Raw genomic sequence first — 26081 nt, forward strand, 5'->3', positions numbered from 1 at the left:
AGGTTACTTTCCGACGATTTCTGGGTCTTGGAGAACAGTGGGGTCGATGACCACTTCGGTGCGTGTGATTTCGGCGTTACCCTCGAGGGCTTCGACGGCTTCTGCAAGTGCGCGTTGTTGCAACTCTGCTTCAAGTTCGTCGCGAACGTCCTCAAAAGTTGGGGCGTCTTGTACGCGGCTTTCAATTCGATGAATGACGTGCCAGCCGAATTCGCTCTCAACGGGTGCGGAATAGGTACCGTCTTCAAGCGCGATAACGGCTTCTTCAAATGCCGGAACCATCGCCCCTTTCGAGAACCATCCAAGGTTGCCGCCATTTGGGCCGGACGGACCGGTAGATTTCTCGCGTGCGAGTTCGGCAAAATCACTTCCGGCGTCAAGCAGTTGGACTACAAGATCAGCTTCCTCTTTCTTCTCCAAAAGAATATGGGCCGCATTAAACTCCATCTCGGGTTCGCCGCCGATATATGTCTCGTTGAAAAGCGCCTCAAGTTTTTCTTGCGTGACGGCCGTTGCTAGAACCGCGTCAACGGCGGAACCCGCCATATAGGACCGTGTCTGGTTGTCCATCGCAGTTTGGTCACGAAGGGAAACATTGCCTTTAACGGATTGTGCCAGGATGTTTTGTTGGATCAAGTTTTCCAAGATCCCCTCAAAAAGAACGCCGTCTTCAAGGGTGAGGTATTGCTGTGGCAGCGTTTCACGGGCGATAATCATATGGCCGATTGTGATATCCATGCCATTCACTGTTGCCACAACCGTTCCCCATTCGGGTTTTGGAGGTGTGTCTTGGGCAACAGCGACGCTCGTGGTCGCCAGAAGTACTGCAAAGATACCGATTTTAGTGTGTTTTAACATCAATTCACCCTTAGATTTGTCCATTAGGCCCCCTAACATTGACAGTGTCCGGTTGGACCCTTACATCGCCAAAGTGCCTTGTCGTTTCGTGCCAGTCATTTGGCCCTTGATAAGCCCGCTTTTAAGGCGGATCAAGGCAAGGTTCAAACGAACCAACCAATAGAAGTGTTCAAGCGGAGAATTTATGCTGGGTATCGGAAAAATCACCAAAAAAGTCTTTGGTTCACCGAATGATCGTCTGGTCAAATCGACACGCCCGCTTGTGCAAAAGATCAATGATCTTGAGCCTGAATTTGAAGCCCTGACCGACGAAGGCATCAAAGAGAAAACACTGGAACTGTCCGAGCGCGCTCAAAAGGGCGAAAAGCTCGATGACCTTCTCCCCGAAGCCTTTGCCAATGTGCGGGAAGCCGCGCGACGCGCGTTGGGTTTGCGGGCTTTTGATACCCAGTTGATGGCCGGTATTTTTCTACATCGCGGCAATATCGCTGAGATGAAAACGGGCGAGGGGAAAACCCTCATGGCGACCTTCGCGGCCTACTTGAACGCCTTGACGCGGGAGGGTGTTCACATTGTGACGGTGAATGACTACCTCGCCAAACGCGACGCCGAGTGGATGAGCCAAGTTTACAGTGCTTTGGGTATGACAACGGGTGTGGTCTATCCACAGCAGCAGGATGAAGAGAAAAAAGCCGCGTATAAATGCGACATTACCTATGCCACGAACAATGAACTGGCGTTTGACTATCTTCGCGACAACATGCGGTCCGAATTGGGCCAATTGGCACAGCGCGGCCACCATTATGCGATTGTGGATGAGGTCGACTCCATTTTGATCGACGAAGCAAGGACACCGTTGATTATTTCCGGACCTGCCCAAGATCGCAGCGAGTTGTACATTTCCATCGACAAGCTGATCCCAAGCTTGACCGAAGAGCATTTTACGCACGACGAGAAAACCAAAAACGTTACTTTCTCCGAAGACGGTAACGATTTCCTCGAAGCCTTGTTGCATGAGCACGGTATCTTGCCCGCCGAGCAATCGCTCTATGATCCGGAAAGCACGACCGTGGTGCACCACGTCAACCAAGGCCTCAAAGCTCACAAGCTTTTTACCCGCGACAAAGACTATATCATGCGCGATGGCGAAGTGATGTTGATCGACGAGTTTACCGGTCGGATGATGGCGGGGCGTCGTTTGTCTGACGGCTTGCATCAAGCGATTGAGGCCAAAGAGGGCGTCGATATCAAGCCCGAAAACGTCACCCATGCTTCGGTGACGTTCCAGAATTATTTCCGCTTGTATGGCAAACTCGCCGGCATGACGGGAACCGCGCTTACTGAGGCGGCTGAGTTCGCCGAAATTTATAATCTCGGCGTTGTTGAAGTGCCAACAAACCGCCCGATTGTTCGGATTGACGAGCATGACCAAGTGTTCCGGACCGCAAAAGAGAAATTCGCAGGCGTTGTCATCGCTATTGAAGAAGCGCACGCAAAGGGTCAGCCGATCCTTGTGGGGACAACTTCGATCGAGAAGTCGGAATTCCTCTCGGGTCTACTCAAAGAAGCGGGCGTTACACACAACGTTTTGAATGCACGCCAGCACGAAAAAGAGGCGCAGATTGTTGCCGATGCAGGCCGTTTTGGCGCGGTGACGATTGCGACGAATATGGCGGGGCGTGGTACCGATATTCAGCTTGGCGGCAACGCCGACCTACGGCTGGAGCAGGCGCTTGACGCCGACCCAAACACAGATAAAGAGGCGCTTCTAGCCGAGATTGCAGCAGAGAAAGAAAAAGTCAAAGAGGCCGGTGGTCTGTTTGTGTTGGCAACTGAACGCCACGAAAGTCGCCGGATTGATAACCAGTTGCGTGGCCGTTCAGGTCGCCAAGGCGATCCAGGCCGCTCGTCGTTCTTCTTGTCTCTCGAAGATGATTTGATGCGGATTTTTGGTTCAGAACGTTTGGACAAAGTTTTGTCGAGCCTCGGGATGAAAGAGGGCGAAGCCATTGTGCACCCCTGGGTCAATAAATCCCTCGAAAAAGCACAAGCCAAAGTCGAAGGCCGTAACTTTGACCAACGGAAACAACTTCTGAAATTTGACGACGTGATGAACGACCAGCGCAAAGCGATCTTCTTTCAGCGCCGTGAAATTATGGAATCTCAAGACCTCTCTGAAATCGTGCAGGACATGCGCCATCAGGTCATTGATGATCTGGTCGACATTCACATGCCAGCGAAATCCTATGCCGAACAGTGGGATACAGAGGGCCTCTATGCTGAGATCCTTAAGAAAATCGGGGTGGATGCTCCGGTGATCGAATGGGCCCGCGAAGAAGGTGTAGATGATTCCGATGTGCGGGAACGTTTGTGTGATGCTGCCGACAAATTTATGGCCGCCAAGGCTGCGGATTTTGGCCCAGAAGAAATGCGCGGGATCGAAAAGCAGATTTTGCTGCGGACAATCGACGGGAAGTGGCGCGAACATCTCCTGACTTTGGAACACCTTCGTTCGGTCGTTGGGTTTCGTGGGTATGCGCAACGGGATCCATTGAACGAGTACAAAACTGAAAGCTTCCAACTGTTCGAGATTTTGCTCGACACCTTGCGCGAAGAAGTCAGTGAGCAACTCGCACGATTGCCCTCGCGCGAAGAAATCGAGACCATGCAGCGCGCACAACTGGAGCAATACAAAGCCCAGCAGCAAGCGGCTGTGGCAGCGCAACAGGCCGCATTGCCGAAAGCGACCACTGAGGGGTTTAACGAAAACAATCCAGAAACGTGGGGCGACCCCGCGCGCAATGATCTCTGTCCTTGTGGTTCTGGTGAGAAATTCAAACATTGCCACGGTAAAATCTAAGAAGCGCGTCGCTCAAGTCTTGGGCGGCGCAATCTCCAGTCATGGCTCTCAATCCCTGTCGCAATCTGAGAATGGCCCAAAGTGCGCCCAAATTCGGCCTCATTTTGGGTTGAATGATAGGAGTCGAGTAAATCGATTGGAGGAAGCCATGCGTTTGAAGGGAAATTTCGTTTACGTGCTTGCGAGCTTTGCCGCAGCGTTTTCCATTGGCTATGCGCTTCAGAACAGTGAGGGCAACAATGCGATTTTTGCACCCTCCGACTCCGATCAAGTGAGCACAGGCGCTGGTGTTTCGTTGGTGGATCCAAAAACGGTCCAACACACGTCTGCCCCTGCAAACGACCCTCACGGGTTGCCTTTTGCTCCCGAGGCGACCATGGCGCATCTTCTATTGAAAAGTTATACGTCGAATGTATCGGCACGGATGCTCGATACCCTCGGCCCCAACCCAGTTAAAAAAGCGCCGACATACAGCGCCTATGGCGTGCCTTGCTCCACCAAGCTCGAAGCTCTAGCGGGCCCGGCGGCAATGATCACAGTGAAGCTTTCGGCGAGCTGTGCGCCAAGCGAAACGTTTGTGCTTCGCCAAGGGGAACTTGCGGTAACGGGGGTAACCACTACGGTCGGTTTGGCCGAGCTTTCACATCCAGCGATGTCAAAAGACCCCACTATTTCTGTCACGTTCGCGGGTGGTCAAAGTGCGGTAACGACCTTGCACGTGAGTGATTTTGACGATTTTGAGCGGGTTGCATTACAGTGGAAGGGCCGCACGGGCTTAGAAATACATGCGCTGGAGTTTGGCGCCGACTATGGCCAAGCAGGACATGTTTGGAAGAATTCTTCTCGAAAAGTTGCTTATGCTACCGGAGCGCTTGGTGGTTTCATGACGCAAATTGGCGAAGGGGATAGTCCCGATTCAATGCACGCAGAAGTATATAGTTTCCCGTCTGGGGCTATTCGCCGTGACGGTGCTGTCCGTCTTTCTGTCGAAGCGGAAATCACTTCCTTTAACTGTGGCCGCGAGATTTTGGCCAAAGTAATGCAACCAAAATCGACAACGGGTGTAGAAGTGGTTGATTTAGGGCTGACAATGCCGGATTGTGACGCCATTGGCGACTTTTTGGTGTTGAATAATCTGCTTCGGGACCTAAAAATCGCTCTGAACTAAATTTTATTTCGGGCATGCGTATGAACATCCTTCGTGCGGCGGTTTGCGCCGCACTTTTCGTATTTACGCCCCTGTTGGCGCACTCCCAAGATGTGACTTTGTCATCTCTTGATGGCGGCGTTACTTTATCTGGGGCTCTGGTCAGTTATGACGGTGAATTCTATCGCGTCGACACTGAATATGGTGTCCTGACCCTCGATGGATCGGGCGTTTACTGTTCGGGGCCCGCCTGTCCGAACCTCGAAGGGTATGTTGCGGAACTTTCCATCGCAGGAGCGCAGGGAGTGGCTGGAATACTGCTCCCGTCTCTTTTTGAACGGTTTGCGCAAAAGCACGGGTATGATGCGGCGCGTGAAGTTACCTCGGACACCGATTTCACGATTGTTCTGGCCCAAAAAGATGGCGGAACGGCGGTCGCTCGTATTCAGTTTGATCTAGGAACTTCCGATTACGGGATGGAGCAATTCCTCGCAGAGGACGCCGATCTTGCGGTTTCCCTTCGGGAGGCTACCGCCGCCGAGCAATCAAAGGCCATTGAGACGGGCCTCGGGAATCTCAATCTTGCGAAAAATGCAAGAATTCTCGGGCTTGATGGCGTCATTCCGATCATCGCAAAAAATAATCCAGTTGCCGCCATTTCTCTTGGTCAACTTTCCAAAGTTTTGTCAGGAGAGATTTCAAATTGGCAAGAATTGGGGGGAATCGACGTTCCCATTGAGCTTCATCTAAGGGACGCTGGCGCAGGTTTGCTCCAAAAAATCTCCAGCGAGATGTTGACGCTAGATCAGCAATTCGCACCGTCCGCACAGCGCCACACCCGCGACGAAGCACTGAGCGACGCCGTTTCTCGCAGCCCCTTTGCGCTGGGTTTGACCGGCCTTTCAAGTTTGGGAAATAGCGTACCTATGTCGCTTTTGGGAGGCTGCGGGTTTCCGTTTCAGGCGACACATGAAGCTGTAAAAACGGAAGACTATCCCCTTACAGCCCCGTTATTCCTTTATGTCCCCAATCGTCGCTTCCCGAAAGTCATCCGCGAGTTTTTTGCATTTTTGTCTACACCAGAAGCCGCCCAAATTGTGGCCGATGATGGTTTTGTGAACCAAACCCCGTTGGAGATACCGATGAATTCACAGGGGGAGCGACTTGCGAATGCAATCCTGCAGGCAGGCAATGAAACCTCGCTTTCCGATCTCCAAGAAATGGTTGCTGAGTTGCGAGACGGACAGCGGGTGACAACAACCTTTCGGTTTGAGCCGGGCTCCTCGCGTCTGGATGCACAGTCACGTGCGAATGTTGAACGCTTGGCCGAGGTCCTTGAGGCGGGCATCTTTGGCGACCGTTCCGTGACATTTGTTGGATTTAGCGATGGTGACGGAGGAGCGGCGGCAAACCGGAAAATCGCGCTTCGCCGTGCACAGGTCGTGGAGACGGCAGTGCTGCGGGAAGCGACTTTGTTTGATCCCAATCGCATGGGCGTCACGTCCAAAGGGTTTGGCGAGGCGATGCCCATGGCCTGTGATGAAACGGAATGGGGCAGCAGGGTCAACCGGCGTGTTGAGACTTGGCTTGGGCCCCTCCGCCCGCCAGAGCAACCTGAACCTCCCTTGGAAGCATCCGAAAATTCTGCTGCTACAGATAGCCCTCAGCCCGAAAACTGAGTTCACGGGATTTTCCCACGATAAGGTGGTCGTGCAATGTGAGCCCCAAAGCCAGCGCCGCGTCATTGATTTGCGCTGTGACTGTGATGTCCGCTTGTGATGGGGTGGGATCACCCGACGGGTGGTTGTGAACCAGAATGATCGCCGAGGCGTTGAGTTCAAGCGCGCGCTTTACGACTTCCCGTGGGTAAACGGGCACATGATCCACGGTTCCGCGTGCTTGTTCTTCATCGGCAATCAGAACGTTCTTGCGATCAAGAAACAAAATGCGGAATTGCTCGGTCTCGCGGTGGGCCATTGTCGTGTGGCAATAGTCCACAATGGCGTCCCATCCCGATATCACATGTTGCTGCATGATACGGCTGCGCGCGAGGCGTTGTGCGGCAGCTTCAATGATTTTCAGCTCACAAATGACGGACTCTCCGACACCTCGGATTGGTAAAAGCCGCTCTCGTGGAGCCGAAATCACCCGATTGAAGTCGCCAAACGTTTCGAGCAGAAGACGGGCAAGCGGCTTTACATCTTGTCGGGGAATGGCGCGGAACAGGACAAGTTCGAGCATTTCGTAATCGGGGAGGGCAGTGGCCCCGCCAAGGAGGAACCGTTCCCGCAAGCGTTTACGATGGTCGCGAATATAGCTTGGCTGTTTCTCTTGAGAGTTCTCTTGCCGATGACTGGGCTTTCTACCCTGCGCTTGCGAGTTCCTCGGCTGGCGCACCTCATCCAGATCCATATCGAACATAGGCAGGGGTCTTTCGGAAAAGAATCGTTTCAAGTTCATAAGTCTAACTTGAAACGATTCTCTAAAAATTTAGTTAATTTGAGTTAACTCTTCATACCGTCCCAGAAGGTTTTAACTTTGGAGAAAAAGCTACTCTCTTCGGGGCTATTATCGGCCTCAATGCCACCGAATTCCCGAAGGAGTTCTTTTTGGCGACTTGTGAGGTTTACCGGCGTTTCAACGGCCAACTCGATAAACATATCGCCGGTTGGCCCACCGCGAAGTGCGGGCATACCCTTGCCGCGAAGACGCATTTGGCGACCAGATTGGCTTCCCGACGGGATCTTAACCCGACTGCGTCCGCCGTCAATTGTTGGCACCTCAATGTCACCACCAAGCGACGCAGAAACCATACTTACCGGAATGCGACACTGAAGGTTTACCCCATCGCGTTCAAAAATCGTATGATTTTCAACTTCGATAAAGATATAGAGGTCGCCAGCTGGCCCGCCGCGCAAACCGGCTTCACCTTCGCCAGAAAGGCGGATGCGATTACCAGTTTCGACGCCTGCTGGGATATTCACGGACAAGGAACGGTTCTTTTCTGTCCGTCCAGCACCACTACATTCCGTGCAGGGGTTTTTGATCAATTGACCGGTACCCGAGCACGTTGGGCAGGTGCGTTCGACGGTGAAAAACCCTTGTTGGGCGCGGACTTTACCCATGCCAGAGCAGGTCGGGCACGCAACTGGCTCAACGCCGCTTTCCGAGCCCGTTCCAGAACATTTTTCACAGCCCACAGATGTAGGAACCGTGATCGTTTTCTGCAAACCTGTGTAGGCATCTTCTAGGTTAACGCGCATGCTATAGCGTAAATCGGACCCGCGTTGGGCACGGGTGCGCGGGCCACCGCCGCCACGTCCGCCCATAAAATCGCCAAAAAGGTCGTCGAACACATCGGAGAAAGCAGAGGCAAAATCGCCATTGCCCTGTCCAGGATGTCCCTGACGCGCGCCGCCCATTCCGCCTTCAAAAGCTGCATGGCCATAACGGTCATAGGCGGCTTTCTTTTCGGCGTCTTTCAGGACCTCGTAAGCTGCATTCGCTTCTTTGAATTCGGACTCAGCATTGGGATTGTCGGGATTGCTATCTGGATGTAGCTCTTTGGCTTTCGTACGAAATCCTTTTTTGATTTCGTCCGCTGAAGCACCTTTGGCGACGCCAAGAGTTTCGTAAAAGTCACGTTTTGACATGTTATTATCCCCTTTGGGAACGCAAAAACCGGCCCGACTTGTTTCGGGCCGGTTTTAAAGGCGAGCGCCTTATTAGGAGCGTTTATCGTCGTCCAAGTCTTCGAAGTCGGCATCCATGATGTCGTCATCACCTTTGCTACCAGCTTCGTCGACCCCAGAAGGCTCTTCTTGGGCTTCTTCTTGGCTAGACTTATAGATTGCCTCGCCCAGCTTCATCGAAGCTTCAGTTACGTTCTGAACCCCAGATTTGATTTTCTCAGCATTGTCAGTCTCAAGATCATCTTGCAACGCTGCAATGGAGAGTTCGATAGCTTCGATCGTTGTTGGATCGACTTTATCTTTGTGCTCTTCCATGGCTTTTTCGGTGCTGTGGATCAAGCTTTCGGCTTGGTTCCGTGCTTCGATAAGCTCTTTGCGCTCTTTGTCAGAGTCCGCGTTTTCTTCAGCGTCTTTCACCATTGCTTCGATATCCTCGTCTGAGAGGCCACCCGAAGCTTGGATGGTGATTTTGTGCTCTTTGCCAGTGCCTTTGTCCTTGGCGCCCACTTCAACGATACCGTTGGCATCGATGTCGAAGGTCACTTCGATCTGGGGCAGGCCACGCGGTGCTGGTGGAATGTTCTCTAGGTTGAATTGACCGAGGATTTTGTTGTCCGCTGCCAATTCGCGCTCGCCTTGGAACACCCGCAACGTCACAGCGTTTTGGTTGTCTTCGGCAGTCGAGAAGATTTGCGATTTCTTGGTTGGGATCGTTGTGTTGCGATCGATCAAGCGTGTGAACACGCCACCAAGTGTTTCGATACCAAGCGACAGAGGCGTCACGTCCAAGAGTACAACGTCTTTGACGTCGCCCTGAAGAACACCCGCTTGAATTGCAGCGCCCATGGCCACAACTTCGTCTGGGTTCACACCTTTGTTTGGCTCTTTGCCAAAGAACTTGGACACTTCTTCGATGACTTTTGGCATACGAGTCATACCGCCAACGAGAACGATCTCGTCGATGTCACCAGTCGAGAGGCCAGCGTCTTTGAGAGCATCTTTACAAGGCTTCAATGAAGCTTTGATCAGATCGCCAACAAGGCTTTCCAATTTCGCGCGTGTCAGTTTGAGCACGAGGTGAAGGGGTTGGCCGGATTTTGGATCCATCGAAATGAACGGTTGGTTGATCTCAGTTTGGCTCGCGGAGGAAAGCTCGATTTTTGCTTTCTCGGCAGCTTCTTTGAGACGTTGCAACGCCATCTTGTCTTTGGTCAGGTCAACGCCGTTCTCTTTTTTGAACTCACCCGCGAGGTAAGTCACGATACGCATGTCGAAGTCTTCCCCACCAAGGAAAGTATCGCCATTTGTGGATTTCACTTCAAAGAGGCCATCGTCAATTTCTAGGATGGTAACGTCGAATGTACCGCCACCAAGGTCATAGACCGCGATGGTTTGTGTTTCTTTTTTGTCCAGACCATAGGCCAGCGCCGCAGCGGTTGGCTCGTTGATGATCCGAAGCACTTCAAGACCAGCAATTTTACCAGCGTCTTTTGTGGCTTGGCGCTGTGCATCGTTGAAGTACGCAGGAACGGTGATAACCGCCTGTGTCACTTCTTCACCAAGATAGCTCTCGGCGGTTTCTTTCATTTTTTGAAGGATGAAAGCGGAGATTTGGCTCGGTGAGTATTTGTCACCCTTAACTTTGACCCAAGCGTCACCATTGCCACCATCGATCACGTCGAAGGGCAGGTTCGCTTTGTCTTTGGCCAAATGCTTGTCATCAGCGCGACGGCCAACAAGGCGTTTCACACCAAAGATTGTGTTTTCTGGGTTTGTGACGGCTTGTCTTTTTGCGGGCTGGCCCACCAGACGTTCATCGTCGGAAAACGCAACTATCGAAGGCGTTGTACGTGCACCTTCTGCGTTTTCAATTACACGTGGTTGCGATCCATCCATGATGGCGACGCAAGAGTTTGTAGTTCCAAGGTCAATGCCGATGACTTTAGCCATATTGTAGTACCCCTTTTGAGTTAGGCGATGTTGCGGAACGCGGACCCATGCTAGGCATCTCGGCTCCGATTCAATTGGTAACCAGAGTTGCCCCTGATCAAGCTTCTTTGGGTATATAGGGCTGGGTCCTTAGGCCTGCAAGCCGTTGAACCCAAAAGCAGCGAGTTTTTTCCGGAAAAAAACGAGTCATGTCACCCCTTTCAACAGAAAATTCGCTAAATTTTTAGCGAAAGGTGGTGGCGGAGGTATGACTATCTACCAGCGCTCCAACTGATCGACGCATGTTTGCGCGTATAGAACTCTCCCATCAACCCAATCATCGTGAGGGCTATGGTGACTTTGACCGGGTAACTGATGGAACTCACCGTCGCGATGTAATTGATAAACACAAAGCCGCGGCATTGATCGATAACGTGAAAGAGGGGGTTCCAGTCGAAGAGGGACAGCATCCATCCAGGGAGCGTTTTGGCGAGAAACATTTTGCCGGAGGCGATCATGTTCGCCCGAGCATAGATCGTGGCTGCAAGTCCGATAAAGCCTGGAGCCCAAGGCTTGGCGGCGAGAAACACCATTCCAATTGACACACCAGTCGCCCAGGCCAACAACAACATGGCAAAAGCACCGGCGGGTTGGTTGATCGTGATCGGAGTTATCGCAGTGTGGTACAAAAACAGGACAACACTCACCGACAAAATTTGAATATAAAGCGCCGCCAAGGCAGACGAGCAAATTGCGACAACAGTATTCATCGGCGCATGAAGCATCATCGCAGAGGTAGGTCCAGGGGCACCCACAACAGCGCCCATCGCCTTGGTGTGGGTCATGAAAAGGAAAATTCCCGACATGATATACAACAGGAAGTCTCCACGGATGGCGCTTCCTCGCAGGCCTAAAACTGAAAACATCACATAGAATGCAACAACCAACACGACGGTTTGCATCATATTCAATAAGAGGCCGATAAGGGCATTTCCGTGTGATTTCCGAACTTCGCGCACGGTCGAATGGTAAATAAGTTCGAGGATAGCAATGGCTGTGTGAAGGCCTTTGTGTTTTTGCGGTTGTACCTGAAACATATTTTAGCTGTCCTGCCGAGGGCTGTAAGGAATGAATTGCGCTACTATCGCAAGGAATTCTTGCTGTTCCTTTACCATGAGATATTAAGGGGGCGATAAAGAAACACAAGAATACACTGTTTTAGGAGAAACCTTTTGGATTTTGACCACCTTACCCTCGTTTTTCGCCGTCTGGCGCTCGAAGCGGGCGACAAAATTATGGAAATCTACAATTCAGACGATTTTGAGGTTAAAACCAAATCGGACGACAGCCCAGTGACCGAAGCCGACGAAGCGGCGGACGCAATTATTTCCGCAGGTATTCGCGCGGAATTTCCCGATGTGACGCTCGTGACGGAGGAGCAAGCGGACTCCCATGCACAGAAAGCGGACACTTTCATTATTGTGGACCCCCTCGATGGCACAAAAGAATTCGTCCTTCGCCGTGGTGATTTCACGGTAAATATTGCCTATGTTGTTGACGGGAAACCCATTCGCGGCGTTGTCTATGCCCCCGCGAAAAACCGGCTATTCTATACCGGTGCTGATGGGAAATCCGTGGAAGAAACGGGTGACTTCGCCAAGGATAAAGTGGGGCCAACTAAGGCAATATCCGTCTCTAACCCTAACAATTCTGGCTTGATGATCGTTGCCTCCAAATCGCACCGTGATCAGGCGACTGAGGATTACATCAACAAATACGCCATCAAAGACAGCAAGAGCGCGGGGTCGTCGCTTAAGTTCTGTTTGATCGCAACAGGCGAAGCTGACCTTTACCCCCGCGTTGGCCGCACGATGGAGTGGGACACAGCTGCGGGTCACGCCGTTTTGCTCGGCGCAGGGGGCGATGTTGTCCGTTTCGATAACCACACCCCATTGACCTATGGCAAAGCAGAATACGCCAATCCGTTTTTCATTGCCTATGCACCGGGCGTCGCGTTGAAAAAGGCTTAAATGAGCACACCCGCCGCAAGCATTATTATCGTCAGCCGCGAGCGCCCCAAGGCTCTCGCGCGCTGTCTTTTGGGGGTTTCTCAACTTAACCACCCAGATTTCGAGGTGATCGTCGTGGCGGACGTGGCTGGGCTGGATGTTGTGGCTGACCTCCCGTTTAGCGCGCAGATTAAGACAGCGTTTTTTGACGAAGCCAATATTTCCCAAGCCCGCAACTTGGGGCTCGCGATGGCCGCCGGAGAGATTGTTGCCTTTATCGATGACGATGCGGTTCCCGAACCGAGTTGGCTGATGCGCCTAACCGAACCATTCGGGGATCCAAATGTGGCCGCCGCCGGAGGCTATGTTCGGGGGCGCAACGGCATTTCGTTTCAGTGGCGCGCGAGCAGTGTTGATACCGCTGGGCGCACGCGCCCTCTGCGGGTCCCAAGTCGGAACCCTATGGTTTTTTCTCCGCCCGAGTGTCAGGCCGTAAAAACCGAGGGTACAAACTGTGCGTTTCGGCGAGATATATTGATGAAAATGGGCGGGTTTGACCCTGTTTTTGCGTTCTACCTGGATGAAACTGACGTGAATATGCGCTTGGCTATTGCGGGTCGATCCACGGCAATCGTTCCACTTGCGCAGGTCCACCATGGGTACCTTCCTTCCAAGCGTCGCAATAGCGAGCGGGTGCCGAAATCTCTGTTCGATATTGGCCGGTCGATTGCGCTGTTTCATCGCAAATATGCCGATCAAGTTGATGCGCAAATGGCGTGGCGTGTGGAGCGTATTGAGCAACGAAAGCGTCTCCTTCGGTTTATGCAAAGCGGCGCGCTAGAGCCAAGTGATGTGCTTGGCTTGATGCGGTCTTTGGAGGCGGGGCATCAATCCGGTTCGAATGCAAAACTGATTTCGCTTCCGGAATTGCCGACCAACGGCGCGGTTTTCGAAAAATTCATGCAGACCCCGTATAACCATCACGTGCTTTCGGGTCGTATTTGGCAAAGAAAACGCCTCCGTAAACAAGCAAAAATTCTTGTATCGGCCAAGAATAGGGTCACATTGGTGGTTCTCAGTCCAACTTCCCTTTTCCACCGTATTACCTTTACCGAAGACGGGTTTTGGGAGCAAAACGGAGGGATTTTCGGCAAGTCGAACCGAAACCAGCCGTACTTCCAAATTTATGGTTTTCGCAGTCGGGTTAGGGACGAGGTAGCGCGCAGCAATCAGTTTCGCGCTTTTTGAGTGACATATATTCCGAGTGGGGAATTTGTGGGTCCTATGGATGCAAAACTGTGTTATCACGCCCCGAATGATGTAGAGGTACATTCCTTTTTTACTTTTAAGCGGTTAAAGTAAGGCCAGCTCGTTTGGCATGAGTGACTGTTTAAAACAATTTTCTGAGTTGAATATGAAACGTAAAGTTACAAAAGCAATCTTCCCTGTAGCAGGACTGGGGACACGGTTTCTTCCGGCGACGAAATCGGTGCCAAAAGAGATCATGACTTTGGTCGACCGTCCGCTGATCCAATATGCAATTGATGAAGCACGTGCTGCGGGGATTAAAGAGTTTATTTTTGTGACGTCGCGCGGCAAAGGCGCTCTGGAAGACTATTTCGACCACGCTCCGCAGCTCGAAAATGAATTGCGCAAGAAGGGCAAAGACGAACTTCTTGAGGTGCTAAAAGACACTAACATGGAGAGCGGCGCGATTGCCTACATCCGTCAACACAAGTCGATGGGGCTTGGACATGCTGTTTGGTGCGCGCGTCGCCTTGTGTCGAACGAGCCTATTGCGGTCATTCTTCCTGACGATGTTATCGCCGCCGAAACCCCTTGTTTGCAGCAGATGGTCGAGGCCTACGAAGAAACGGGCGGATGCATGGTTGCGGCTATGGAGGTACCGCCGGAGAAAACGTCGTCTTATGGGATTTTGGACATATTGGATGACAAAGGTCAGCTCGTTTCGGCTAAGGGGATGGTGGAAAAACCCCCTCTAGGAGAAGAGCCGTCAAACCTTGCCGTTATTGGGCGTTATATTATCACCCCAGATGTTTTGCGAACTTTGAACAAGATGAAGCAGGGTGCGGGCGGTGAAGTGCAACTTACGGACGCGATCGCCGAAGAAATCACCCATGGGCGAGATGTCCATGGGTTTCGCTTCAAGGGGGAGCGATTTGATTGCGGCTCTAAAGCAGGGTTTCTGCAAGCTACGGTCGCGTTCGGTCTTGCCCGCGAAGATTTGCGCGATGAATTGTTGGCCTACATTACGTCGATGATGGCCCGTCGCAAAGCTGCTCAGTTAGGGGCGGTTGGATGACAAATGTTTTGGTCACGGGCGGTGCTGGCTATATTGGCTCGCACGCGTGCAAAGCATTGAAAGCCGCAGGCTATAATCCCGTAACCTTTGATAATCTGTGCACGGGGTGGGAAGACGCCGTTAAATTCGGGCCATTTGAACGCGGAGAATTGACGGATAGGGCCGCGTTAGACAGTGTTTTCGCGCGCTATAACCCCATTGCCGTCATGCATTTCGCCGCGCTTTCTCAAGTTGGCGAGAGCATGTCTGACCCTGGAAAATATTGGCACAACAATGTCGCGGGCAGCTTGGTATTGATCGAAGCGACAGTCGCGGCAGGCTGCAAGAATTTCGTATTTTCATCCACCTGCGCAACCTACGGCGAGCAAGACGACGTAACTCTCGATGAAAATTGCCCGCAAGTCCCGATTAATGCGTATGGCGCGAGTAAACGAGCAATTGAAGATATTCTTGCTAACTTCGGGGCAAGTTACGGGTTGAACCATGTCATTTTCCGCTATTTCAATGTTGCAGGGGCGGACCCCGAGGGCGAAGTTGGGGAGTTCCATCAGCCAGAGACACACCTCGTACCGCTGATGCTCGATGCGATCGACGGAAAGCGGGACGCTTTGACTGTTTTTGGGACTGATTATGATACGCCGGACGGCACCTGCATTCGCGATTACGTTCACGTTTGCGACCTTGTTGACGCGCATGTTTTGGGTCTTAAGTGGCTGGAAGAAGAAAAGGGTAATCGCGTTTTCAATCTTGGAACGGGTGTGGGATTTTCTGTGCGGGAGGTGATCTCGAACTCAAAAATGGTCACCAATCGCGAAGTCCCTTTTTTCGAGGGACCGCGACGGGCGGGGGACTGCACGAAGCTTGTTTCTGGCAGTGTTAGAGCCGAAAAAGAACTTGGATGGACCCCGACGAGGTCAACTTTGGAGGCGATGATTACTGATGCTTGGCGTTGGCACCAAAACGGACACTACACGAAATAATCCTCCTGCAAGATTGCTCGACTTATCTCGTCTCGTGAGCCGTGTAGGGCGTGGGCCACTGACAGGGGTGGATCGTGTCGAAATGGCCTATTTGCATGCATTATTGCGTGATCCGATACCGCTCTTTTCCCTCATACGAATTTCGGGTGGCTTTACCCTCCTAAGCGAGGAGGGCACGCTTGAACTTCTCTCTCGGATGACTGGAAAAACGCCTTGGGGGCGGCACGATCTAAAGAGTCTGTTTCGGTTCAAACAAAGCCCTATTCAGCTGCGCGTGCAGTCAGATTGTCGACGCTTGGCCGTCGCATCCGCCAAGGACGTGCGCCGTTTGGTCGATGTTTTACCGCGTGGGTTTTCCTATTTGAATGTGGGGCACAGCAACATCAGTGATGTGGTGTTTCGCGCTATACAAGCAAACGGCGGACAAATTTCTGTACTCGTTCACGATACAATTCCTTTGGATTATCCAGAATTTCAAAGGGATGTTAGTGTTGAGAAATTCAAACAAAAAATGTCCCGCGTGTCGTTGTTTGCCGACCTCGTGATTTTTAATTCCGAGCAAAGCAAATTGGACGCGACACGCCATTTTTCAAAAATGGGTAGAGTGCCTAAATCTATCGTAGCGCATTTGGGGCTTACGACACCCACGCCACCAGAGGGCGCGCTTCCGCCGGAAATCGACCCCAATAAGGGATATTTCGTGACGGTTGGCACCATTGAGCCTAGAAAAAACCACGCCCTACTGCTGGACATATGGGAAGGGTTGGAAAATAAAACGAATTCGCCGCAATTGGTCATTATCGGGGCGCGCGGCTGGAAAAACGAAGCAGTGTTCAAACGACTGGATTTAAAGCCGAGAAACGTGGTCGAGTTTAATAATTTGTCGGATCGGGCCGTTGCCCAGATTGTGGAGCGGTCAGCGGGCATGCTCTTCCCCTCGATTGCTGAAGGCTATGGGCTTCCTCCTGCGGAGGCCATTCTTCAGCAAACCCCCGTTATTTGCGGAGATTTGCCGGTCTATCGCGAGTTTTTGGGTGATATACCCATTTACGCAGACACTTCAGATCGCTATTTATGGGAGCTAGCGATACAAAAACTTGCGCGTAGAAAGCGAGAAAAAACAGCGTTACAATTTGATCTAAAAAAAATGCCCACATGGGAGGCGCATTTCAATAAGGTCTTAAAGGTCGCGTGATATTGATTTGCAGGTAAGACAAACACTTGTGATGTTTTGGGGAACGTATTGGGCATAGCTACATCATATCGATTGCGTGTTGAGCGCAAAAGGTGGCGCTTGAGGGCGATGCGCAAAAAGAACGAACTGCGCAGTGTTGTGGATCGCACCGCGCTCATGAAACCTGGCGATATCCTGTCTTTCTCGACGATACGAAACGAGAAAATCCGCCTGTCCTATTTTTTGCGTTATTACAGAAACATGGGTGTGAACCATTTTTTCTTTGTTGATAACGACAGCGATGATGGATCACGTGAGTTTCTTGCCGATCAGCCGGACGTTTCGGTATGGACCACAAAGCACAGTTACAAACGGTCGCGTTTTGGCGTTGATTGGTTGAACCATCTACAAATGAAATACGCGCACGGCCATTGGAGTCTTGTGGTTGATGTTGATGAGTTTCTAGTTTTCCCGTTTTGCGATTCCCGCTCCATAAGTGCCCTTACGGATTGGCTTGACGCATCCTCGGTGAAGAGTTTTTCCGCAACACTGCTAGACATGTATCCTAAGGGACGCATCGACGCCGTTCCGTATCGCTCTGGTCAAGACCCGTTTGAAATTGCGAGCTGGTTTGACAGTGGGAATTACACCTACAAAAAGAACAGCCAATACGGAAACCTGTGGATTCAAGGTGGTCCGAGGGCGCGGTGTTTCTTCCCCGATGCACCGGAACGCGCGCCTGCGTTAAATAAAATTCCATTGGTGAAATGGGACAAAAAATACGCCTACAAAAGCAGTAGTCACATGCTTTTGCCGCGCGGGCTAAACCTCGTTTACGACGAATGGGGTGGCGAAAAGGCAAGCGGTTGTCTGATGCATGCGAAGTTTTTGGATACGTTTGGCTCGAAGGCGAGCGAAGAACTTCAGCGCAAACAGCATTACGCCAATAGTCATGAGTACAAAGCTTACGCCGCCAATCTAGCGAAAGATCCCGACCTTTGGTGCAAATGGAGTGAAAAATTCATCAACTGGAGGCAGCTCGAAATTTTGGGTTTGATGTCGAAGGGGAACTGGGCATGAGCGTTGGCATTGTCATGCTTGTTCACGACGACCTGCACCGCGCAGCCCAACTTGCTCGCCATTGGCAGGCCAGCGATTGTCCCGTCGTTATTCACGTTGATAAGTCGGTCGGACAGGAGGGCTATAAGAGTCTCGTGCGGGCTTTGGCGGACCTTGAAGACGTTATGTTTTGTGAACGACATCGGTGCGAATGGGGGCGGTGGTCGTTGGTTGCTGCGTCCCAAACCGCGTCGGAAATGATGCTCGCGAATTTTCCGGAAGTTCGCCATGTATATCTTGCGTCTGGATCATGCCTCCCACTTCGGCCCGTAAGTGAGTTGGTAGACTATTTAAAAGAGCGACCGCGAACGGATTTCATCGAAAGCGCAACCACTGACGATGTCCCATGGACCGTCGGCGGGTTGGATAAAGAGCGGTTTACCCTGCGGTTTCCCTTCTCTTGGAAACACAATCGTCGCGCCTTTGATAAGTACGTTAAGATTCAGCGGCTCCTAAGGTTCAAACGCCGCGTTCCCCTCGGGTTGGTACCACATATGGGGTCTCAGTGGTGGTGCCTAACACGTCAGACACTCTCAGCAATTTTGGAAGATCCAGATCGAGATAAATATGATCGCTACTTTAAGCGGGTTTGGATTCCGGACGAAAGTTACTATCAGACGCTTGCACGTATTTATTCATCCAATATTGAAAGCCGGTCTCTCACACTTTCTAAGTTTGATTTTCAGGGCAAGCCTCACATTTTCTACGACGATCACCTACAGCTTTTGCGCCGCTCTGATTGTTTTGTGGCACGGAAAATATGGGCAAAGGCGAACAAGCTTTATGACGCGCTCCTCACGGATTCAGAGCATGCGATGAAGGTCGCCGAACCAAACCCAGGTAAAATTGACCGTATTTTCTCCAAAGCAGTTGAGCGTCGCACGCAGGGGCGTGCCGGCCTTGTGATGCAAAGTCGACTTCCAAACGAGGGCTGGGAAAACGGTGTCACTGCAGCCCAATATACTATTTTGGAGGGGTTTTCGGACCTCTTTCTGGACTTTGAGGATTGGATGGCGCGGGCGACTGGTGCGCGTGTTCATGGGCATCTATTCGGACCTGAACGCGTTGAATATGCGGGGCGCGAGAAAACCTTTGCGGGATGCCTCTCTGATAGTGCTGAGCTTCGGGATTACGCACCAGCAGATTTCCTGCGAAACCTACTTTGGAATACACGGGGAGAACGGCAGGTTTTTCAGTTCGGCCCGCGCGATTCTCAGGACATCAGTTGGTTCCTCGCCCGTGACCCAAACGCGAGTGTTACCGTGATTTCCGGAGCATGGTCGGTGCCCTTGTTTAACTCGAATCTGAACTTTTCTGAAATCCGCAAAGTCTCGGCGGAGCATCAGAAAATTGAGGCCGATCATTTGGATATTCTGCGGTCATATTACACGAAGGCGCGCGTTCATATCTATACGATGGCGGATTTTATTCAGTCACCCATGGAGCCGTTGCAAATGATCATTGATGACATAGGATCGCGCTCAAACCGGCGCCTTACAGAGGCGCCACGTATGGTCGATTTGACTGGATTTAGCCAGTTCTTGCAAAACTTGAAAAACCAGGGGATGCACCCCTATTTGATGGGGGATTTCCCCTCTGGGAATGATCCTCGCCATAGCGCTGCGGCCACGCGCAAGCCTTACCTGGTGAAATAGAGCCTTATGAATAGCAATTTTGACTATTTCGTTGTCTTGGCGGAAATGCGAACTGGGTCGAATTTCCTAGAGACGAACATCAATGCCTATGACGGCCTTACCTGTGTTGGCGAGGCCTTCAATCCGCATTTTATCGGGTACCCGAACAGGGATGAGCTGCTCGGTATGTCCCTCGCTGAGCGTGAGCGGGATCCATTAGGGCTTCTCCATAAAATCGTCGACGCCCCCGGTCTGGCGGGGTTTAGGTTTTTCCACGACCATGATCCACGGGTTATCGATCCAATCTTGCAGGACCAAAAATGTGCAAAGATCATTCTGACGCGCAATCCGGTGGAAAGTTACATCAGTTGGAAAATTGCCAAGGCCACAGGTCAGTGGAAACTCACGAATGTCACCCATCACAAAACGGCCAAGATAAAATTTGATGCCACTGACTTTACAGTCTTCCTCGGTCGACTGAAAAGTTTTCAACTGCGCATACTTCATGCACTTCAGGCAACTGGCCAGACAGCGTTTTATATTGGATATGAAGATATTCGTGATTTGGATGTCATAAATGGGTTGGCTAAGTTTCTGGGCATTAAACAGGAATTGGCAGGGCTTTCTAAAAACTTGAAAAAGCAGAACCCGAGCCCACTGCTGGAAAAAGTCTCTAATCCAAGAGAAATGGAATGCGCGCTGCAATCGGTGGATCATTTCGGACTTTCGCGCACCCCAAACTTTGAGCCCATTCGCGGTGCGAGCGTGAATCGGTATGTCATAGCGAATGGTATTCCGCTTCTCTTTATGCCGATGCCATCTGGGCCCAATACGCGGGTCAGAAATTGGCTCACAGAGCTTGGGAACGGGGTTTTGGAAGAGAAATTTACCCAAAAGGGCCTTCGCCAGTGGAAGCGCGAAAACGTGGGTCATCGTAGTTTTACGGTTTTGCGCCATCCCGTAGCCCGAGCGCACGCAGCGTTTTGTCGGACGATTTTAAACTCGGGGCCCGGTTCGTTTCCGCAAATTCGAAAAACACTGAAGCGTGTCCACAATGTGCCTATTCCGGATGATATCAATGCGCCCGCATATAACCGAAACGAACACAGGGCGGCCTTCTTAAGTTTTCTTAAGTTTTTGAAGGCAAATCTCTCTGGGCAAACGGCTCTCCGCAATGACATGGCGTGGTCAAGTCAGGCGTCGATTGTTCAGGGTTTCGGAGTTTTTGCGGCACCTGATATGGTGTTGCGCGAAGACACATTGGAAACGGATTTAGAGTTCCTTGCATTCAGAGTTGGCGTTGAAAATCCCGAATGCCGCGCAGAAAGGGAGGATTTTCCCTATTTGTTGGAAGATATCTATGATTCAGAAATCGAAGCCGCCGCGCAAGAAGCCTACCAACGCGACTATATGACATTTGGGTTTTCAGCCTGGCGCGCTTAAGCTGCGCGGGCGGGCTGAAGCTCGGTCAAAACGGCATGCAGCGTGGCCGGATCGTCGTTTGCGCGCAATTTCTCGCAAATTTTTGCATCACGCATCGTCCGTGAAACAAGCGCCAACGCCTTGAGGTGTTCAACACCAGAGTCGATTGGCGCGAAGAGAGCGAAAACCAAATCGACAGGCTGCCGGTCGACTGAGTCAAAATCGAGGCGACGATCGAGGCGCAAGAAAACCCCTACAACTGAATCCAGACCCCTTAGGCGAGCATGTGGAAGGGCTACGCCGTGTCCAACTCCTGTTGGTCCAAGACTTTCCCGTTCCTGCAACGCATCAACCGCTTCGTTTGCAGGGAAGGCATAGATAGAATGCCCAACCTCTCCCAACTCTTGGAAGAGGCGTTTTTTGCTAGTAACATTTGCGATTACTTTCACCGCTTCAGGCTTAAGTATTCTTGATAAATCCATTTTTGTCACTTCTGCTCGGGACGTCGTCTAGGTGATTTCCTAGCTCGTTGTTGTGGGGTCTATCCAGCCTACGTTACCATCTTCTCGCCGATAAACCACATTTACGCCACTGTTTCCTTCATTTCGAAACACCAGAACGGGAGTTCCCGAAAGTTCCATTTGCATGACCGCTTCCCCTACCGAGAGAGACGCAATTTTCGTCTCCATTTCGGCAATGATCATCGGTTGCAGGTCTTCCGGTTCCAGTTCTTCTGATGCTTCTGATCCGGCGAGGATATACGTGGAAGCTGAGGAAAGTTCAACAGGCTGTGTTCTAACCCGATGATGATCCTTTAAACGACGTTTATAGCGCCGTAATTGCTTCTCTAATTTCTCACCGCATGAATCAAAAGCGGCATATATTTCATGGGCATGCCCCCTAGCGGTTGCTGTAAGGCCGGTTGAGAGATGTACCGTGGATTCGCAAACATATTCGTTTGCGCTTTTGGAAAATACGATCAGAGCATCGGTCGGACGTTCAGCGTATTTTTTTACAATTTCGCCGATTTCAGATTTGACATGGGTTTGAAGAGCTTCACCGATATCGATTTGTTTTCCACTAATTTGGTACTGCATTTATCCTCCAAGGTTCGAAAATTGGATGCTTCAGCCTAGAATCTAGGCCGTTACGTTCGAGTAAAGAATGGTAGCGTGATGCAAGGTGCGCCATAGGCACTTGTTTTTCGGCTGTATCTTGGCGCCAAAGCCCAAAGGATGGGGGGTTCTTCATACATCCCATACATTGGGCGCTTAATTCGTTTAAGTGTCAATAGGGGTGTGAGGGAGAGCGGCAGCATTCCGCACAAACCCTTGATTCGTTAAGGTTTAGTTAAGAGACGCGGAAGTCTTTCCCGAGGTAAACGCGCCGGACATTATCGTCGCGTACGACGTCATCTGGCGTGCCACTCATCAAAACTTTCCCGTCGTGAAGAATATAGGCGCGGTCAACAATTTCGAGAGTTTCGCGCACATTATGGTCGGTGATGAGCACGCCAATGTTGCGGTCCTTCAACTTACTGACGAGTTCTCGGATTTCCCCAACAGCGATAGGGTCAACGCCGGCAAAGGGTTCGTCCAAAAGGAGAAATTCAGGAGAGGCCGCAAGGCAGCGCGCAATCTCGACACGGCGACGCTCGCCGCCCGACAGCGACAAGGCGGGCGCGCGGCGCAGATGGCCAATAGAGAATTCGTTAAGGAGTTCCTCGAGGCGTTCGCGGCGTTTATGGGAATTTTTGACCGAGATTTCGAGAATCGCGAGAATGTTGTCTTCGACACTAAGCCCCCGAAAAATCGAGTTTTCTTGTGGTAGATAGCCGATCCCCATTTTTGCACGGCGGTACATAGGGAGGAGCGTTATCTCAACCCCGTCGACCATGACTTGGCCGCCTTCCGGCGTCACTAGGCCCGCGATGGAATAGAAACACGTCGTTTTGCCCGAGCCATTCGGCCCCAAAAGCGCGATAACTTCGCCCCGCGCAAGCTCCATCGACACATCCCGAATGACGGTTTTGCGGCGGTAACTTTTGCGCAAATTGCGGATCGACAGGCCGTGGTCGCGGCTTTCAGAGGCGAGCGTGAGATTTGGGGGAGTGGCCATACTCTAGTTTTCCGGCTGTAAGATTGTTTTGACGCGGCCAGTCATTTGGGCACGCCCCGTATTGAGATCAACCACCATTTGTGTTGACGACAGCGCGTTATTTCCCTGAGTTAGGATCACATTCCCGCTCATGGTGATTTCTGCATTATCTATCGAATAGACCGCTTCGTCTGCCTCTGCGGCCTCGGGGCCGTTCACCAGTACCACACCGCCGCTTGCAACCATGCGGCTGATTTTTCCGCCAGTTTGATCCGCACCCGTCTTGTATTCCACAACAACTTTGCTCGCGTTCAGGCGCATCTCGCCTTGGCCGATGACCACGTTGCCAACGAATGTGGCGTTGCCCGTCTCTTGATCGACTTCGAGAGCATCGGAAATAACTTCGACGGGAAGGCTCGCGTTGTGTTCATAGCCCCCAAAAGGAATTTGGGTGCCTTGGGCGAAAGTTGAACCAGCAAAGCCAATCAGTAAGAAGATCGCTAGAATAGCGCGCATGTAAATCACCCCGAGTTAACCTTTCGGATCGTATATCAGTTTTACGCCGTCTTTGAAAACCAGAAGATAGTTCTCATTACGTCGAACGAGTTCCATGGATCCAGCGGTGATTTTCCCCCCAGGGCCAACGGCAGAAATCGGCACTGTTGAGGAAAAACGCGCGTCGGATATGGACGCGTCGACTTGCTCGGACCTCACAACATATCCAACTGAACTCACGACACGAACGTTCCCCTCAAGGCGGGCGCTTTGAGTGTCGGTATTTATGACCCCAGTTTCGGACTCAAGAGTAACGATGGCCCCCTCTGGTAACTCGAACTCTGCGTTAAAGCCTTCGGTGGTGATCGTGCTGCGGTCGCCGTTTGGTTGCGGTTTTGCAGAGTTGGCTGAGATTGAGATGGTCGTCCCGTCGCGGGTAATCCCTGAATAGTTGGGGGCCGTGATCCCTTTTTCCCGCGCGAGTTCCTCGACGTTTACTTTCGCGAAAGGGATTGCATTGCCAGGATCAATAGGGCGCGCCAGCAAAAACACGGTCGACAGGAGGGCGAGCGCGAGCAAAGGCAAAGTGATTTTTGCCCAGAAGATGAATATTGAGTATGTATTATTTTTCATTGCTCTTCATCGTGCTCGTTTTTTCCTGCGTTACCACAAGTGATATAGGGAGGAATACACGCTGCGGCCAGTGGCCTAGTGGGAAAAGATGTCTTGATCCGGCCAGCCAGCGAGATCCAAGAGGGCACGTTGCGGTAGAAAATCAAAGCAAGCTTGGGCCAATTCTGCGCGCCCTTCGCGCTCAAGGTTCTTGTTCAATTTGTTGCGCAGGCGATGCAGATACAAAACATCCGAGGCAGCATAGGCGATTTGCGCGTCCGTAAGTTTCGGCGCCCCCCAATCGCTTGATTGCTGTTGTTTGGATACGTCGACGTTCAACAATTCCTGAAGCAGATTTTTAAGGCCGTGACGGTCTGTATATGTACGCACCAGCTTTGAGGCGATTTTTGTACAGTATACTGGTGCTGCCAGAGCGCCAAAGGCGTTGTGCATCGCAGCAATATCAAATCGTCCAAAGTGAAACAGTTTAAGAACGTCTGGGTCGGTCAGAACCTTGCACAGATTTGGTGCTTCGGTTTGGCCCAAGGCGACCTGCACCAAATGCGCGTTTCCGTCGCCCCCTGACAGTTGTACCAAACAAAGACGGTCACGGTGTGGATGCAATCCCATGGCCTCACAATCAATCGCCACCACGGGTCCAAGGTCGAGTCCGTCGGGAAGATCGTTTTGGTATAGGTGATTTGTCATGTTTTCCCGTCCGGTGTTTGCGTGGCGTTGGGGTGACTTAGGAGGATAATCGACTTGTCGGCAAGGGAAAACCAGAACGGGTGGTATGCGCAGAGTGGTTAGGATTGCATTGCTTCAAGCATTTCTGATACTTCACAATAGGCGGGTGAATTTACGGAAAGAGATAATATGACCTTCGTGACCCAAGGATTTACAACGTGAGCAGTTTTATTCCCAGCCGTAAAACAGCCCGCGATTTTCGGGACGCACTGGGCCTCTTTGGTACGGGCGTGACGATTGTGACCGTTGCGACTCCGCAAGGGGCCATGGGGATCACGGCAAATAGTTTCGCGTCCGTTTCGCTTGATCCGCCTCTTGTACTGTGGTCGCCAGCCAACGCCTCCAAGCGTGCAGTGCATTTCATTCATGCTGAGCACTACGCCATCCATATTCTCGCCAAGGATCAGCAGGAGTTAAGTGGACGGTTTGCCAAGACCCCACATGCCTTTGAGCCGCACCTATATAGTGAGTGCAAAAATGGCGTGCCCCTCATAGAGGGATGCCTTGCTCGATTTGAGTGTCGGCGCCACGCGATACATGAAGGAGGCGATCATACGATCGTTGTGGGTGAGGTCGAACGTGTGAATGTTGGCGCTGGTGCTCCACTCCTTTTCCATGGCGGGCATTTCGGTACGATCCTCCCCGACGCGTAGCCATTTGGGCAGTTGTAGCTCATTTGCATAGTATGAATCAGTTGAGTCGGGATCGACTCGCCACTTCAAACCCACGACTCGATTAAAATATGGGGGTTGGTTGTGGCTGTGACCCAATTTTCGCGAAGATCATGCAGATTAGCCAGTTTTAGCTCACGCCAGGTATCCGGTAAGTTGTTGTTATAATTTAATTTTCATAATAAAGCATGGTTTTTATGACTTTTTCATAAAAAGGGGTTGCGGGTATTTGTGTGTGGGACTAGAACCCCTCTACCGGCGGCGCAGAGATGCTCCACTGGGTCACTGGACGGGTCGAGAGGCCAGACGGTG

General features: G+C 51.6%; 23 protein-coding genes. 12 read left to right on the forward strand and 11 right to left on the reverse strand.

The window, feature by feature from the left end; translation table 11 throughout:
* Nucleotides 1-3 precede the first annotated feature (3 nt).
* A complete protein-coding gene (locus tag AB9F29_RS09245) occupies nt 4-882 on the reverse strand; it encodes a peptidylprolyl isomerase (RefSeq protein ID WP_369755424.1) in 879 nt (292 codons plus the stop codon).
* A gap of 160 nt (nt 883-1042) precedes the next feature.
* Between AB9F29_RS09245 and secA the strand changes: the two genes are divergently transcribed.
* The 3 genes from secA (at nt 1043) to AB9F29_RS09260 (ending at nt 6544) form a co-directional block, all read left to right on the forward strand.
* A complete protein-coding gene (secA, locus tag AB9F29_RS09250) occupies nt 1043-3718 on the forward strand; it encodes a preprotein translocase subunit SecA (protein WP_369755425.1) in 2676 nt (891 codons plus the stop codon).
* Between the two features lie 148 nt (nt 3719-3866).
* On the forward strand, nt 3867-4886 hold the full coding sequence (locus AB9F29_RS09255; RefSeq protein WP_335583891.1) for a hypothetical protein: 1020 nt from the start codon (nt 3867-3869) through the stop codon (nt 4884-4886).
* A 20-nt stretch (nt 4887-4906) separates the two neighbouring features.
* Nucleotides 4907-6544 (forward strand): phosphate ABC transporter substrate-binding/OmpA family protein, encoded by a 1638-nt coding sequence (locus tag AB9F29_RS09260; RefSeq protein ID WP_369755426.1) that lies wholly within the window; start codon nt 4907-4909, stop codon nt 6542-6544.
* Here AB9F29_RS09260 and radC read toward each other — a convergent pair.
* From radC to AB9F29_RS09280, 4 genes are all read right to left on the reverse strand, one after another.
* Nucleotides 6516-7325: a DNA repair protein RadC gene (radC, locus tag AB9F29_RS09265; protein ID WP_369755427.1), complete on the reverse strand. Its 810-nt coding sequence runs from the start codon at nt 7323-7325 to the stop codon at nt 6516-6518. The genes AB9F29_RS09260 and radC overlap by 29 nt on opposite strands.
* A gap of 44 nt (nt 7326-7369) precedes the next feature.
* Nucleotides 7370-8518, reverse strand: a complete 1149-nt coding sequence (dnaJ, locus tag AB9F29_RS09270) for a molecular chaperone DnaJ (RefSeq protein WP_369755428.1) — start codon at nt 8516-8518, stop codon at nt 7370-7372.
* Between the two features lie 72 nt (nt 8519-8590).
* On the reverse strand, nt 8591-10507 hold the full coding sequence (dnaK, locus tag AB9F29_RS09275) for a molecular chaperone DnaK (RefSeq protein ID WP_039002822.1): 1917 nt from the start codon (nt 10505-10507) through the stop codon (nt 8591-8593).
* Between the two features lie 251 nt (nt 10508-10758).
* On the reverse strand, nt 10759-11583 hold the full coding sequence (locus AB9F29_RS09280) for an ABC transporter permease (RefSeq protein ID WP_369755429.1): 825 nt from the start codon (nt 11581-11583) through the stop codon (nt 10759-10761).
* Nucleotides 11584-11718: 135 nt separating this feature from the next.
* On the opposite strand from AB9F29_RS09280, the gene cysQ reads away from it, so the two are divergent.
* The 8 genes from cysQ to AB9F29_RS09320 all read left to right on the forward strand — a co-directional run bounded on the left by cysQ (nt 11719) and on the right by AB9F29_RS09320 (nt 21168).
* Nucleotides 11719-12516, forward strand: coding sequence for a 3'(2'),5'-bisphosphate nucleotidase CysQ (gene cysQ / locus AB9F29_RS09285; RefSeq protein WP_369755430.1), 798 nt, complete (start codon nt 11719-11721; stop codon nt 12514-12516).
* Entirely contained in the window at nt 12517-13743 is a 1227-nt protein-coding gene (locus AB9F29_RS09290) for a glycosyltransferase family 2 protein (protein ID WP_369755431.1), read from the forward strand. It begins immediately after the preceding gene.
* Between the two features lie 166 nt (nt 13744-13909).
* Nucleotides 13910-14818: a UTP--glucose-1-phosphate uridylyltransferase gene (locus tag AB9F29_RS09295; protein ID WP_335583883.1), complete on the forward strand. Its 909-nt coding sequence runs from the start codon at nt 13910-13912 to the stop codon at nt 14816-14818.
* Nucleotides 14815-15798, forward strand: coding sequence for a UDP-glucose 4-epimerase GalE (gene galE, locus AB9F29_RS09300; protein WP_369755432.1), 984 nt, complete (start codon nt 14815-14817; stop codon nt 15796-15798). Before AB9F29_RS09295 ends, galE begins: the two co-directional genes overlap by 4 nt.
* Nucleotides 15799-15880: 82 nt before the next feature.
* Nucleotides 15881-16993 carry a glycosyltransferase family 4 protein gene (locus tag AB9F29_RS09305; RefSeq protein WP_369755433.1) on the forward strand — a complete coding sequence of 371 codons (1113 nt, stop codon included), beginning with the start codon at nt 15881-15883 and terminating at the stop codon, nt 16991-16993.
* A 108-nt stretch (nt 16994-17101) separates the two neighbouring features.
* The gene (locus AB9F29_RS09310) at nt 17102-18052 is read left to right on the forward strand and encodes a glycosyltransferase family 2 protein (protein WP_369755434.1); all 951 of its coding nucleotides are present in this window, start codon (nt 17102-17104) and stop codon (nt 18050-18052) included.
* The gene (locus AB9F29_RS09315) at nt 18049-19746 is read left to right on the forward strand and encodes a beta-1,6-N-acetylglucosaminyltransferase (protein ID WP_369755435.1); all 1698 of its coding nucleotides are present in this window, start codon (nt 18049-18051) and stop codon (nt 19744-19746) included. Before AB9F29_RS09310 ends, AB9F29_RS09315 begins: the two co-directional genes overlap by 4 nt.
* A 6-nt stretch (nt 19747-19752) precedes the next feature.
* A complete protein-coding gene (locus AB9F29_RS09320; RefSeq protein WP_369755436.1) occupies nt 19753-21168 on the forward strand; it encodes a nodulation protein NodH in 1416 nt (471 codons plus the stop codon).
* Here AB9F29_RS09320 and AB9F29_RS09325 read toward each other — a convergent pair.
* From AB9F29_RS09325 to AB9F29_RS09350, 6 genes are all read right to left on the reverse strand, one after another.
* Nucleotides 21165-21629 (reverse strand): PTS sugar transporter subunit IIA, encoded by a 465-nt coding sequence (locus AB9F29_RS09325; RefSeq protein ID WP_039002921.1) that lies wholly within the window; start codon nt 21627-21629, stop codon nt 21165-21167. The two genes, AB9F29_RS09320 and AB9F29_RS09325, sit on opposite strands and share 4 nt — an antisense overlap.
* Nucleotides 21630-21668: 39 nt before the next feature.
* Nucleotides 21669-22244 (reverse strand): ribosome hibernation-promoting factor, HPF/YfiA family, encoded by a 576-nt coding sequence (gene hpf / locus AB9F29_RS09330; protein ID WP_039002812.1) that lies wholly within the window; start codon nt 22242-22244, stop codon nt 21669-21671.
* A 253-nt stretch (nt 22245-22497) separates the two neighbouring features.
* Entirely contained in the window at nt 22498-23265 is a 768-nt protein-coding gene (gene lptB, locus AB9F29_RS09335; RefSeq protein ID WP_039002811.1) for an LPS export ABC transporter ATP-binding protein, read from the reverse strand.
* 3 nt (nt 23266-23268) lie between these two features.
* Entirely contained in the window at nt 23269-23760 is a 492-nt protein-coding gene (locus tag AB9F29_RS09340; protein ID WP_335586932.1) for an LptA/OstA family protein, read from the reverse strand.
* Nucleotides 23761-23775: 15 nt separating this feature from the next.
* Nucleotides 23776-24372, reverse strand: a complete 597-nt coding sequence (gene lptC / locus AB9F29_RS09345; protein WP_335586933.1) for an LPS export ABC transporter periplasmic protein LptC — start codon at nt 24370-24372, stop codon at nt 23776-23778.
* A 75-nt stretch (nt 24373-24447) separates the two neighbouring features.
* Nucleotides 24448-25059, reverse strand: coding sequence for a ribonuclease D (locus AB9F29_RS09350; protein ID WP_039002807.1), 612 nt, complete (start codon nt 25057-25059; stop codon nt 24448-24450).
* 197 nt (nt 25060-25256) lie between these two features.
* Between AB9F29_RS09350 and AB9F29_RS09355 the strand changes: the two genes are divergently transcribed.
* Nucleotides 25257-25751, forward strand: a complete 495-nt coding sequence (locus tag AB9F29_RS09355; RefSeq protein ID WP_335586935.1) for a flavin reductase family protein — start codon at nt 25257-25259, stop codon at nt 25749-25751.
* Nucleotides 25752-26081: the final 330 nt, after the last annotated feature.

It is taken from the genome of Falsihalocynthiibacter sp. S25ZX9, from assembly GCF_041205405.1.
GTDB lineage: Bacteria > Pseudomonadota > Alphaproteobacteria > Rhodobacterales > Rhodobacteraceae > Falsihalocynthiibacter > Falsihalocynthiibacter arcticus.